Source organism: Pseudomonas sp. C9-3 (assembly GCF_032392015.1).
GTDB classification, from domain to species: Bacteria; Pseudomonadota; Gammaproteobacteria; order Pseudomonadales; family Pseudomonadaceae; genus Pseudomonas; species Pseudomonas nitroreducens.
In genome coordinates, this window is sequence record NZ_CP135919.1 from 333,859 (window position 1) to 345,652 (window position 11,794).

Genomic DNA, 11,794 nt, shown 5'->3' on the forward strand with positions numbered 1-11,794 from the left:
TGACACGGGACAAGCGATCCATGAGCGACAATACGCCCTCCAGCAGTCAAGACAGCACTCCGACGCCGCCGGCAGCACAAGCGCCGCGCCGTGGGCCGCTGATCGCCATCGGTGTGGTGGCTGCCGCGCTGGTCGCCGGCGGTCTGGCCCTGGCCTTCGGCCTGATCCCCGCGTTCCACTCGGCGCCGGTGGGCACCCTGGAGGCGCCGGAAAGCCCGGAGGTGGTGCGCGACCTCAAGCGCCCGGACGCGTTGATCGAAAGTGCCTCCCTCAGCCAGTTGCCCAAGGCGGTGCTGGAAGTGCCGCTGCTGCGCGACGTGCTGACCGAGGATTTCGTCTTCTACTACGAGAACAACGCCGACCGCCTGGGCCTGACCGGCACGCTGCGGCGCATCGTCTACGAGCACGACCTGACCCTGAAGGACAGCGTGATCGAGGAACTGCTCGACCAGCCGGCCCAGGTCGCCCTGTGGCGCGGCGCCGATGGCCGCCTGCGCGACTTCATGGTGGTTCTCAAACGCGGTGGCCTGGCCAAGGTCCTGGAGCCGCTGGCCAAGGTGGCTGCCGATGATACCCAGCTGAAGAAGGTCTCGGAGATCCAGGTGAAAGGCGCCGCCACGCCGGTCTATAGCCTGCGCTACGGCGCGGAGAAGACCTTGCTGTTCGTCTCCCGTGGCGACCAGATGCTGGTGCTGTCGAACCCGAAGATGCTCTTCCCCAATCCGGACTACGACAACCTCGGTGAGCCCGATGCGGCAGTTGCCAAGGACCTGGGCAGTGCGCTGGAGGGCGAGCCGCTGTTCGCCAAGGACTTCGCCCTGGAGCCGCGCGGCGAGCTGAAGCAGCGCATTACCCTGGGTGCCGGCGTGCTCGCCATGGGCTATCAGCGCTTGATCCCGACCTTCGCCGGTGTGCGCTTCGAGCAGGGCAAGGACGGTTGGCACAGCTACCTGGCGCTCAACGAAGTGGCACGTCAGCCGGACCTGGATTTCACCCCCGTCTGGCAGGCCATGCCCATGGGAGCCAGCGCCTGCGTTGCTCTTCCGGTTACACCGGGGCTGTACGACAACATGCTGGTGAAGCTGGGCGCCGAGCAGAAGATGGCCGCCGCCTTCTCCGAGCATCTCTCCGGTGCCGCCGGCCTCTGCTGGTACCCGGAGTCGCGCCTGCACTCGCCGCTGCTCGCGGTGAAGCTCGATGCACCCGCCAGCCCCGAGCTGGACGATCAACTGGGCAAGCTGTTCGGCAGCATGATCGGTGCCTACGAGGCCAATGTGGAGGCGGGCGCCTTCGAGGTGGAAAGTCGTGCCGAAGGCGATGGTCGCCTCTGGCAGCGCCAGGTCAGCTCGCGCTTCGGCCAGTACCCGGCCAGCGCGGCGGAGAATCCCGACCAGGTCAGCGGCAACGGTTTCTTCCGTGTCAGCCTGCTGCGTGATGGCAACACCCTGCTGTTCTCCATCGACGACAAGCTGCTCGACAAGGCGCGCAATACCTTGGCCAAGCGCTACCCGCCGCTGGCCGACGTGCTGCCCAAGGATGCATTGGTGCCGGCCTATCTGGCGCCCAAGACTCTGTCCGAGCTGCTCAAGCGCGAAACCCTCGACAGCCTGCCGCAGGACCTCGAGCCGGTGTTCCGCAACGCCGCCGATACGCTGCTCCTGCCTCGCCTGAAGACCCTCGCCGGTAACGGCTCCTACGCCTTGACCCTGCCGGCCGGCAGCGAGCCGAGCGGCGAATGGGAGTGGCTGCCGCTGGACTGGAAGGCGCTGTGATCCGCAAACCCCTCACACTGCTCGCCGGTCTGCTTGTCGCCACGCTGGCGCATGCGGCTGAGCCGGCACTGGATGCGCAGCAGACCCAGGTGTTCCGTGCCTGGTTCGTGCGCATCGCCGAGGAACAACTGCGCCGTGGGCCGAACCCGCGCTGGTACCAGCAGGACTGCGCGGGCCTGGTGCGCTTCGCCGCCAACGAGGCGCTGAAGGTTCACGACGCCAAGTGGCTGCGCGCCAACGGCATGTCCAACCGCTACCTGCCGCCGGAGCTGGAGCTTACCGACGCGCAGCGCAACCTCGCTCAGAGCTGGCAGCAGGGCGGTGGCAAGACTGGCCCCTACGTCAATGCGATCAAACTCATTCAGTACAACAGCCAGCTCGTTGGCCGCGACCTCAACCAGGCGCGCCCCGGCGACCTGATGTTCTTCGACCAGGGCGATGACCAGCATCTGATGATCTGGATGGGCCGTGACATCGCTTATCACACCGGCACTCGTACGGCGACCGACAACGGCATGCGCTCGGTCAGCCTGCAACAACTCATGACATGGAAGGACACCCGATGGATACCCGACGAATCCAATCCCAACTTTATCGGCGTCTATCGCTTGTCCTTCCTGACCCGATGAACGCGCTGCGCGGCATTGCCGCTGCCCTGGCCTGCGCCGGCCTGATCGCCGCCGCACCCACACTTGTGCAGGCGGACGACGACGTTCCGGCGAGCAATTACACGCCCATGGCCGGCGAGTCGTTCTTCCTGCTGGCCGACTCCAGCTTCGCCTCCGACGAAGTGGCCAAGGTGCGCCTGGAAGCGCCGGGCCGCGACTACCGTCGCTACCGCATGGAGCCATACGGCGGAGCGGACATCCGCGTCTACCGCATCGACCAGCCGCTGGACTTCCTCAAGCGCCAGAAGAACCTGCACCGCGTGCTGTCCGAGGGGCAGTTCAAGGGCGAGGGCCTGTCCAACACGCTGGCTTACCTGTGGGACAACTGGTACCGCAAGTCGCGTCGGGTGATGCAGCGGACCTTCTCCTACGAGTCGCGCCAGCAGGTCACCGAAGTGGTGCCCGAGCTGAAGATGGGCAATGCCATGCGCGCCCCGACGCCGTATGACGCCCAGCCGCAGTACGCGCCGATCCCCGGCCTGCCGATGGTCAGCCAGTTCCGCTATCCGCTGTGGGACGCCAAGCCGATCCAGCCGCCTAAGGAAGTCACCCTGGCCGGCTCCTCCAGCGAGTTCATCAACGTCGCTCCCGGCAACGTCTATGTGCCGCTGGGCAAATTGAAACCCGGCCTCTATCTGGTCGAGGCGCTGGTCGGCAAATACCGCGCGACCACCGTGGTGTTCGTCTCCAACAGCGTTGCAGTGAGCAAGATCGCCGGCAACGAGCTGCTGGTCTGGACCGCGCGCAAGCATGAAGGCACGCCGGTGGGCGGCGCCAAGGTACTGTGGACTGACGGCCTCGGCGTGATGAGCAGCGGCAGCAGCGACGCCGATGGCTTGTTGCGCCTGCAACACGTCAGCCCCGAGCGCTCCTTCGTGATCGGTGAGGATGAGGAGGGCGGTGTCTTCGTCTCCGAGAACTTCTATTACGACAGCGAAATCTACGACACCAAGCTCTACGCCTTCACCGACCGGCCGCTGTACCGTCCGGGTGACTGGGTATCGCTGAAGATTGTCGGCCGCGAGTTCAAGAACTCTCGCGAATCGCAGGCTCCGCAAGCTGCCCCGCTGCGCCTGTCGGTGATCGACGCCGCCGGCACCACGCTGCAGACGCTGGACCTCAAGTACGACGCGAAAAGCGGCACCAGCGGCCGCTTCCAGCTGCCGGCCAACGCCGTGGCCGGCGGCTACGAGCTGCGCTTCGATTACCGCGACCAGACCTACAGCAGCGCCTTCCGTGTTGCCGAGTACATCAAGCCGCACTTCGAGATATCTCTCGACCTCGCCAAGCCGGACTTCAAGACCGGCGAGCCGGTGAAGGGCAACCTGATCCTGCTCTACCCCGACGGCAAGCCGGTGGCCAACGCGCGCCTGGAGCTGAGCCTGCGCGCCCAGCAGTTGTCCATGGTGGATAACGAACTGCAGTACCTCGGCCAGTTCCCCGTGGAGCTGTCCAGCGCGCAGATCACCACCGACGCCCAGGGCCGCGCCGCGCTGGACCTGCCGGCGGCGGAGAAGCCCAGCCGCTACATGCTCACCGTGTTCGCCAGCGATGGCGCCGCGTACCGCGTGAAGACCAGCAAGGAAATCCTCATCGAGCGCGGCGCCGCGCGCTACCGCGTGAGTGCCCCGCAGCGCTTCAGCGCCGCCGGCGACAAGGTCGAGTTCAGCTACGCCGCAGAACAGCAGACCCAGGTCCAGCCCACCGCTTACCGCTGGCTTCGCCTGGAAGATCGCAGCAGCGGCGACGGCGCGGTGGCCGACGGCAAGTTCGCCATCACCTTCGACAAGCCCGGCACCTACAGTGTCGAGTTGCGCGACAAGGCTGGCCAACTGCTTGGCGGTACTGGCCACTCGGTCAGCGGCGACGGCGTGAAGGCCGTGCCGGGCACCGTGGAAATCGTCCTCGACAAGGCCGAGTACAAGGCCGGTGAGGAAGCGCTGGCGCTGATCACCTTCCCCGAGCCGGTAGACGACGCGCTGCTGTCGCTGGAGCGTGACAAGGTCGAGGCCACCGCACTGCTGTCCAAGGGCGGCGACTGGCTGAAGCTGGAGAAACTCAACCCGACCCAGTACCGCGCGCGCATTCCGGTGAAGGCCGAGTTCTCGCCGAACCTGACCTTCTCCGTGCTCTACACCCGCAGCGGCGACTACAGCTTCCAGAATGCCGGCATCAAGGTCGCTGTGCCGCAGGTGGAAATCGCCGTCAGCACCGACAAGGAACGCTACGAGCCGGGCGAGACGGTCACCGTCAATCTCGGCACCACCTACGCCGGCAAGCCCGTCTCCAGCCACCTCACCGTGAGCGTGGTGGACGAGATGATCTACGCGCTGCAGCCGGAGATCGCGCCGGGCATCGACCAGTTCTTCTACCACCCGCGCCGCAATAACGTGCGCACCAGCGCCAGTCTGTCGTTCATCAGCTACGACGTCGCCTTGCCGGGCACGCCCAGCGCACCCGGCCGCGCCAACCGCAGCGAGCGTGGCGTGAAGGTACTGGAGCGCCCGCGCCGTGAGGAAGTGGACACCGCCGCCTGGGAACCCGAGCTGGTTACCGATGCCAACGGCAAGGCGCAGTTCAAGTTCCGCATGCCGGATTCCCTGACCCGCTGGCGCATCACCGCCCGCGCCATGGATGACGAAGGCCAGGTTGGCCAGAAGAAGCAGTTCATCCGCTCGGAGAAACCGCTGTACCTGAAGTGGAGCGGCCCGAAACGCTTCCGCAGCGGCGATGCGCCGGACCTCGGGCTGTTCGTCTTCAACCAGGGCGAGCAGGACACCAAGGCCGAACTGCTGATCCGCGCCAATGGCGAGGAGCAGACCCAGGCGCTGGAACTCAAGCGCGGCGTCAACTACATCGCCCTGCCGAAGCAGCCGCTCAGCGACGGCGACTGGAGCGTGGAACTTCGCCAGGACGGTCAGGTTCGCGACAGTCTCGGCGTGCACTTCAGCCTGGTCGCCGATAGCTGGCAGGTATTGCAGTCCAAGCCGTTGCAGGTCAACGCGCAGAACACGCCGCTGCAGCTTCCGGCGGATGCTCGCGATGTGAGCCTGCGCCTGGATGACAGCGCCCAGGCCCTGCTGCGCGGCAACCTGGATTCGCTGCTCGACTATCCGTGGGGCGGCGTCGAGCAGACCGCCAGCCAACTGCTGCCGCTGAGCGTCGCCTACCCGATGCTGGCCAGTGGCGAGCCGCGTGTACGAGATCGCCTGCGCCTGATCATGCAGACCAGCCGCCTGCGCCTGGTGCAGATGGCTGGTCCGGATGCCTACTTCACCTGGTGGGGCGGTGAAGACAACGACGCCTTCCTCACGGCGTATGCCTACTACGCCGACTGGCATGCCAGCCGTGCGCTGGAAATCCAGCTGCCGCCGGACCACTGGCAGCGCGTGCTGGAACTCTATTCCGCGCGTGCCAGCGCCACGCCGCTTCTACAGCGTGCGCTGATCCTGGCCTTCGCCCGCGACATGCAACTGCCGGTACAGACGCTGGTCAGCGGCCTGCTCACCGACCTGGAAAACGCCGGCAACGGCGAGGCAGCGAAGTCGGTGAACGACTTCGACAGCGACGACAGCCTGGTCATGGGCGAACCGGACTCCGAGCTGGGTCTGGCGGTGGCTCGCGTGCTGACCGCCAGCCTGGCCGAGCAGAACAAGGTCGCGCTGCCGCAAGGCTTCGCCAAGCAACTGGATGGTGCACGCCTGAAGCTGAACACCAGTGACCAGCCGTTCGCCCGCGCCGTGCAGCTCTACAGCGGTAGCGTGGACGCCAGTCGCGCCCGTGCACTACTGCTGAGCCTGGCGCCGCAGCAGTCCACCGTCGAACGCGCCCTGGCGCTGACCTGGATGCAGCGCGCCGTAGCCGAGGCCCCGGCCGCTGAGTTGCCCAAGCCGGTGGCGGACTGGAAGGAAAGCCACAGCACCACGGGTGACGCCTTCTGGCAATGGCAGGGCAAGGAGGTGCCAGCGCAGCTGGACCTGAGCGCCGCGCCGTCGCGTCCGCTCAATGCTTCGGTGACCTTCCGCAGCGCCGAAGCGCCGGCCAGCCAGTTGCCGGTGACCATCAAGCGGCGCCTGCTGCGCCTGGTTCCGGGCGAAGACGCCTTCGCTTTCAAGGCCGAGGAGCTGGGTGACAAACCGCTGTCCAGCGACGAGCTGTACCTGGACGAAGTGACCCTCACCACCGACCAGGCGCAAGCCCTGCGCTACGGCATGCTGGAAGTGCCGCTGCCGCCGGGTGCGGATGTCGAGCGCACCACCTGGGGCCTGCAGATCAGCGGCCTGGGCGGCGTCGAGGCGACCAGCCTGGAGCGCGCGCGCAACGAGCCGGGCGACCTGTTCTACGGCGTGCCGGTGGATACCCTGGGCGGCGAATTGCGCTTCCGTCATCTGGTACGCTTCTCGCAGAAGGGCGAGTTCGTCCTGCCGCCGGCGCGCTACCAGCGCCTCTATGCGCCGCAGGAGCAGGCGCTGGAGCAGCAGCCGGCCCTGGCGAAGATCAAGGTCCAGTAATCCATGCGCGCGCGCCTTGCCGGGCTGATCCTGCTGTTGCCGCTGAGCGCCCTCGCGGCGCCCGTCTCGCAAGAGCAGGCGCAGCTGGCCTGGCGCAGCGCGCAGGGCGATGAACTGTTGCGCCTCGGGCCGCAGCAGGTACTGGATCGCCAGCCCTTGCCGGCTGAGCTGAAGGCGCCGCTGGGCAGCCTGTGGAAGCTGTTCGTCTATGCCTGGCTGAACGACACCGGCCAGCAGGAGCCGGCCTATCAGTGCCGTGGCGAGAGCAAGGAAGAAGTCTATTGCTGCACGGCCGGGCAGAGCATCGAACGTGACGCCGCGCTGGTGAAGTCCTGTGGCCTGTACTTCGAGCCGCAGCGGTTGGGTATCGACGGCGCGGTCTGGCAGCAGTACTGGCAGGCGCGCCAAGCGCCGGGCTGGATCGCCCAGCTGGACAAGTTGGCACCGCAAACCGAAGTGCCGGTCGCCGAGCTGCTCGACCAACTACAACACCTGCCCGCCCAGGAACAGGCGCAAAAGGTGCTGCTGGATGTCAGCCTCGCTGCCGATGAGGGGCGTGCCCCGGCCGCATTGGGTGGACGTCTGCGGGTGAAGACCTGGAGCTGGGACGAAAATGGCAAGCGCGAAGGCGGTTTTGCCGGTTGGCTGGTGGACGGTACGCCGCTCTGGGCGCGCGGACCGGGCACCAGCAAGACGGTGCTGGCGAAGTACGGCAATGCCATCGGCGCCGCACTGCCGGCGCCCTGGCCGCATGACCCGGGACGTTGCGTGGAGGTCAGCCTGTTCAGTCGCTACCCACTGAAGGAGGTCTACGACGCGCGTAATCAACCGGCTGCCGAGGGGTTGCTGGCAGGCCGGCAGAGCGTACTGTTCGCCAACGGGGTTCGCCTCGACGTGGACAGCAACGGTGATCTGTTCCTGGAACGCGGCCCCCAGGGGCCGCGCTTGACTGCCCGTCTTTCCCGCGAGGAATACGTTGCACGAGTGCTGGATCGTGAGGCGTCGGCCACGCCGCCGGAAGCCGCCAAGGCGTTGGCCGTGACCATCCGGACTTACCTGTTGCAGAACGGCGCTCCGCGCGGTGACTGTCTGAGCATCGACGACAGCAGTCAACGCCAGCGCGTGGCGCCGCGCCCTGCCAGCGAGGCGGCGCGGGGCATCGCCGCCTGGACTGCCGATCTGGTATTGGCTGGCGGCACCGTAACCTATCATTCGGACGAGGCGGGGCAGTCGAAACTCTCCTGGCGCGACGCCCAGGAGCAGGCCGCCAAGGGCCTGCGCTACGACGCCATTCTCGCCCGCGCTTTCCCGCGCACCAGCCTGAGCCGCTGGAGCAACCCGACCGCTGCCTGCCAGCCCCTGCCGGAGGCCGAGCGCTGGCTGCAGGCACAGCGCCGCAACTGGCGGACGCGGCTGGAAGCAGAGGCGGGGTATGAAGAATTGCAGTCCTTCGCCGTGTGCCGACTGTGCAGCGGCCGACCCTACGTCGACCGCGAACGCCAGCGCATCTTCGTGCGTGGCCTGTATTCCCAGCAGGACCGCCTCGACCTGGCTCACGAATACCTGCACCTGGCATTCCAGGCGCACCCCAATGGACAAGACGAGGGCTACGTGGAAAGCCTGGCCCGTCGCCTGATACTGGAATGATCGACATGAAACTTGCCCATGCGCTCCGCCTGTCTCTGCTCGCCAGCCTGATACCGCTGGGCGTGCAGGCCGCCGAATCGCCGATCCGCCTGGATACTCCGCTGGGCGGCTGGCGCGCGGGCGACGGCGACAAGGCCGACTTCCGGCAGACGGTGAACTACCCGGCGTCGTCGGTGAATTCGCGGGAGGATCAGTCCGATACCGCGCGCATCCGTGGCGAAATTCGTGGGTTGCCCAAGGACAGCAAGGAGCCGGCGCGCCTGGTGGTCAACGGCGTGGCCATGCCGATGCGGGTCGAAAACGATGGCAGGTTTGACCGTCCCTTCGCTTTCCCCGCGGGCTCCAACAGTGTCGAGGTCATCAGTCCGGACGGCCAGCAGCACAAGCGCGTGCAGTTCTACCACGGCGGTGGCGGCGGCGAGGTGGCGGCCAAGCTGCGGGTCATGCTGTCGTGGGACTCGGACAACACCGACCTCGACCTGCACCTGGTGACGCCCGATGGCGGGCATGTCTGGTACGGCAACCGCTCACTGCCCAACGGCGCGGCCCAGGACGTCGACGTGACCACCGGCTACGGCCCGGAAATCATCGCCAGCCCGACGCCGCTCAAGGGGCAGTATCTGGTCTACGTGAACTACTACGGCGGTGGCTGGAGCTCGGACGAGAGCTCCGGCGACGTGAACGCGGCCAAGCCGCTGACCACGGCGCAGGTGACCATCGTCACGGAGGAGGGCACGGTGAACGAGAAGCAGGAGTCCTTCCTGATCCCGATGCGCCAGCCCGGTGAGCTGACGCTGGTGAAGCGGTTCAGTTACCCGTAATGCCCTTGTAGGAGCGAGCTTGCTCGCGAACCAGCCCAGCGGATCCATTCGCGAGCCAGCTCGCTCCTACAGTTGTTCCGGTCAGGCCTTCTGATCGGCCTGCCAGGCGTCGATCACTTCCTGCGCCGCGCGGAAGGCGTCGATGGCCGCCGGGACGCCGGCATACACCGCGCAATGCAGCAGCGCTTCGCGAATCTCTTCCACCGTGCAGCCGTTGTTCAGGGCACCACGCACGTGGCCTTTGAGTTCCTGCGGGCATTTCAGTGCAGTCAGCGCGGCCAGGGTGATCAGGCTGCGGGTCTTGCGTGGCAGGCCTTCGCGGTTCCAGACACCGCCCCAGGCGTGCTCGTTGACGAAGTCCTGCAGCGGCTGGGTGAACTCGGTGGCATTGCCCAGGGCACGGTCGACGAAGACGTCGCCCATCACTTCGCGGCGAACCTGCTCGCCGGCCTTGCGGTTGTCGTTGCTCACTTCTGGCTCCTTCAGAGACCTTCCAGGCGCACCCGGGCGGTGCCGGAGCGCAGCATGTTGAGTTGTTCGGCGGCGGCTTTCGACACATCGATGATGCGCCCGCGGCCAAATGGCCCGCGGTCGTTGATGCGCACCACGACGCTGCGGCCGTTGTCGAGGTTGGTGACTTTCACCCGCGTACCGAAGGCGAGCGTGCGGTGCGCGGCAGTCAGGGCGTTCTGGTTGAAGCGTTCGCCACTGGCGGTGCGCTTGCCATGGTGGGCCTTGCCGTAATAGGACGCGGTGCCTTCGGCGCGGTAGCCGCGGCCGGAGACTTCCGAGTCGCTGTCGTAAGACGTGGTGCTACAGCCGGCCAGCAGGGCCAGGCAGCCGACGAGGGCCATGGGTCGCAGCATCGAACCTCCGGACGAAAAAACGCCGGGCAAGCCCGGCGTCGTTGAAGTGTGGGCTCAGGCTTCGAGCTTCTTCTTCAGCAGTTCGTTCACTTGCGCCGGGTTGGCCTTGCCCTTGGCCGCTTTCATGGCCTGGCCGACGAAGAAGCCGAACATCTTGCCGCGCTTGGCTTCGTCGCTGGCGCGGTACTGTTCGACCTGCTCGGCGTTGGCTGCCAGCACGTCGTCCAGCAGCTTCTCGACCGCGCCGCTGTCGGTGTTCTGCACCAGGTCCTTGGCCTTGATGATCTCGTCCGGCGAGCCCTCACCCTCGGCCATGGCGGCGAATACGGTCTTCGCGGCCTTGCCGTTGATGGTGCCGTCCTTCAGGCGCAGGATCATCTGGCCCAGGTGCTCGGCGGAGACCGGCGACTGCTCGATCTCCAGGCCGTCCTTGTTGAGCAGGCTGGAGAGCTCGCCCATCACCCAGTTGGCGGCCAGCTTGGCGTCGCCGCAGATGGTCTGAACCTTCTCGAAGTAGTCGGCCATCTCGCGGCTGGCGGACAGCACGCTGGCGTCATAGGCGGACAGGCCGTACTGGCTCTCGAAACGCTCACGCTTCTGGTCCGGCAGTTCCGGCAACTGGCCGCGCAGATCGTCGAGGAAGGCGCGCTCGATCACTACCGGCAGCAGGTCCGGGCAGGGGAAGTAACGGTAGTCGTTGGCTTCTTCCTTGCTGCGCATGGAGCGCGTTTCGTTGGCCGCTACGTCATACAGGACAGTTTCCTGGACGATCTTGCGGCCGGACTCCAGCTCGTCGATCTGCCAGGCAATCTCAGTGTTGATAGCGCGCTCGATGAACTTGAACGAGTTGACGTTCTTGATCTCGCGACGAGTGCCGAACTCGGTTTGGCCCTTCGGTCGTACCGATACGTTGCAGTCGCAGCGCAGCGAGCCTTCGGCCATGTTGCCGTCACAGATGCCCAGGTAGCGCACCAGCGCGTGGATCGCCTTGGCATAGGCTACGGCTTCCTTGGCGCTGCGCATCTCGGGCTCGGAAACAATCTCCAACAGCGGGGTGCCGGCTCGGTTCAGGTCGATGCCGCTCATGCCGTGGAAGTCTTCGTGCAGGCTCTTGCCGGCGTCCTCCTCCAGGTGTGCGCGGGTGATGCCGACGCGCTTGACGGTGCCGTCTTCCAAGGTGATGTCCAGGTGGCCCTTGCCGACGATGGGGTGGTCCATCTGGCTGGTCTGGTAGCCCTTGGGCAGGTCCGGGTAGAAGTAGTTCTTCCGGGCGAAGACGTTGCGCTCGGCGATCTCGGCGTTGATCGCCAGGCCGAACTGGCAGGCCATGCGCACGGCTTCCTGGTTCAGCACCGGCAGGGTGCCGGGCATCGCCAGGTCGATCAGACTGGCGTGGGTGTTCGGGGCTGCGCCGAAAGTGGTGGCGCTACCGGAGAAGATCTTCGATTGGGTGGAGAGCTGTGCGTGGATTTCCAGCCCGATCACGGTTTCCCATTGCATGTGTGTCGT

Annotated in this window: 8 protein-coding genes; 5 read left to right on the plus strand and 3 right to left on the minus strand. The window is 66.3% G+C overall.

Going from position 1 to position 11,794, the window contains the following annotated elements:
• The first annotated feature begins 20 nt into the window (after window positions 1–20).
• From RS899_RS01520 to RS899_RS01540, 5 genes are read left to right on the plus strand one after another with little or no spacing between them, the layout of a single operon-like run.
• Window positions 21–1,772 (plus strand): DUF2138 domain-containing protein, encoded by a 1,752-nt coding sequence (locus RS899_RS01520; RefSeq protein WP_315808930.1) that lies wholly within the window; start codon window positions 21–23, stop codon window positions 1,770–1,772.
• Complete coding sequence (locus tag RS899_RS01525) at window positions 1,736–2,401, plus strand: DUF1175 domain-containing protein (protein ID WP_037007436.1); 666 nt, start codon at window positions 1,736–1,738, stop codon at window positions 2,399–2,401. Before RS899_RS01520 ends, RS899_RS01525 begins: the two co-directional genes overlap by 37 nt.
• A complete protein-coding gene (locus RS899_RS01530; protein WP_315808931.1) occupies window positions 2,398–6,951 on the plus strand; it encodes an alpha-2-macroglobulin in 4,554 nt (1,517 codons plus the stop codon). The genes RS899_RS01525 and RS899_RS01530 overlap by 4 nt, the downstream gene beginning before the upstream one ends.
• Window positions 6,952–6,954: 3 nt before the next feature.
• Window positions 6,955–8,598, plus strand: a complete 1,644-nt coding sequence (locus RS899_RS01535; RefSeq protein ID WP_315808932.1) for a DUF2300 domain-containing protein — start codon at window positions 6,955–6,957, stop codon at window positions 8,596–8,598.
• Between the two features lie 5 nt (window positions 8,599–8,603).
• Window positions 8,604–9,419, plus strand: a complete 816-nt coding sequence (locus RS899_RS01540) for a YfaP family protein (RefSeq protein WP_315808933.1) — start codon at window positions 8,604–8,606, stop codon at window positions 9,417–9,419.
• Between the two features lie 81 nt (window positions 9,420–9,500).
• Here the strand turns inward: RS899_RS01540 and RS899_RS01545 are convergent, their stop codons facing one another.
• Genes RS899_RS01545 through gatB form a run of 3 tightly spaced genes read right to left on the minus strand, consistent with a single transcriptional unit; the run spans window position 9,501 to window position 11,785 of the window.
• A complete protein-coding gene (locus RS899_RS01545; protein WP_054906694.1) occupies window positions 9,501–9,842 on the minus strand; it encodes a carboxymuconolactone decarboxylase family protein in 342 nt (113 codons plus the stop codon).
• Between the two features lie 59 nt (window positions 9,843–9,901).
• The gene (locus tag RS899_RS01550) at window positions 9,902–10,285 is read right to left on the minus strand and encodes a septal ring lytic transglycosylase RlpA family protein (RefSeq protein WP_024765927.1); all 384 of its coding nucleotides are present in this window, start codon (window positions 10,283–10,285) and stop codon (window positions 9,902–9,904) included.
• Window positions 10,286–10,339: 54 nt separating this feature from the next.
• Window positions 10,340–11,785 carry an Asp-tRNA(Asn)/Glu-tRNA(Gln) amidotransferase subunit GatB gene (gene gatB, locus RS899_RS01555; RefSeq protein ID WP_054906635.1) on the minus strand — a complete coding sequence of 482 codons (1,446 nt, stop codon included), beginning with the start codon at window positions 11,783–11,785 and terminating at the stop codon, window positions 10,340–10,342.
• Window positions 11,786–11,794 lie beyond the last annotated feature (9 nt).

Excerpts from the sequence above, each read along its gene's own strand:
- gatB (WP_054906635.1), bottom strand. The coding sequence starts at position 11,785 with ATGCAATGGGAAACCGTGATCGGGCTGGAAATCCACGCACAGCTCTCC.
- RS899_RS01520 (WP_315808930.1), top strand. The coding sequence starts at position 21 with ATGAGCGACAATACGCCCTCCAGCAGTCAAGACAGCACTCCGACGCCG.
- RS899_RS01530 (WP_315808931.1), top strand. The coding sequence starts at position 2,398 with ATGAACGCGCTGCGCGGCATTGCCGCTGCCCTGGCCTGCGCCGGCCTG.
- RS899_RS01525 (WP_037007436.1), top strand. The coding sequence starts at position 1,736 with ATGGGAGTGGCTGCCGCTGGACTGGAAGGCGCTGTGATCCGCAAACCC.
- RS899_RS01540 (WP_315808933.1), top strand. The coding sequence starts at position 8,604 with ATGAAACTTGCCCATGCGCTCCGCCTGTCTCTGCTCGCCAGCCTGATA.
- RS899_RS01550 (WP_024765927.1), bottom strand. The coding sequence starts at position 10,285 with ATGCTGCGACCCATGGCCCTCGTCGGCTGCCTGGCCCTGCTGGCCGGC.
- RS899_RS01545 (WP_054906694.1), bottom strand. The coding sequence starts at position 9,842 with ATGGGCGACGTCTTCGTCGACCGTGCCCTGGGCAATGCCACCGAGTTC.
- RS899_RS01535 (WP_315808932.1), top strand. The coding sequence starts at position 6,955 with ATGCGCGCGCGCCTTGCCGGGCTGATCCTGCTGTTGCCGCTGAGCGCC.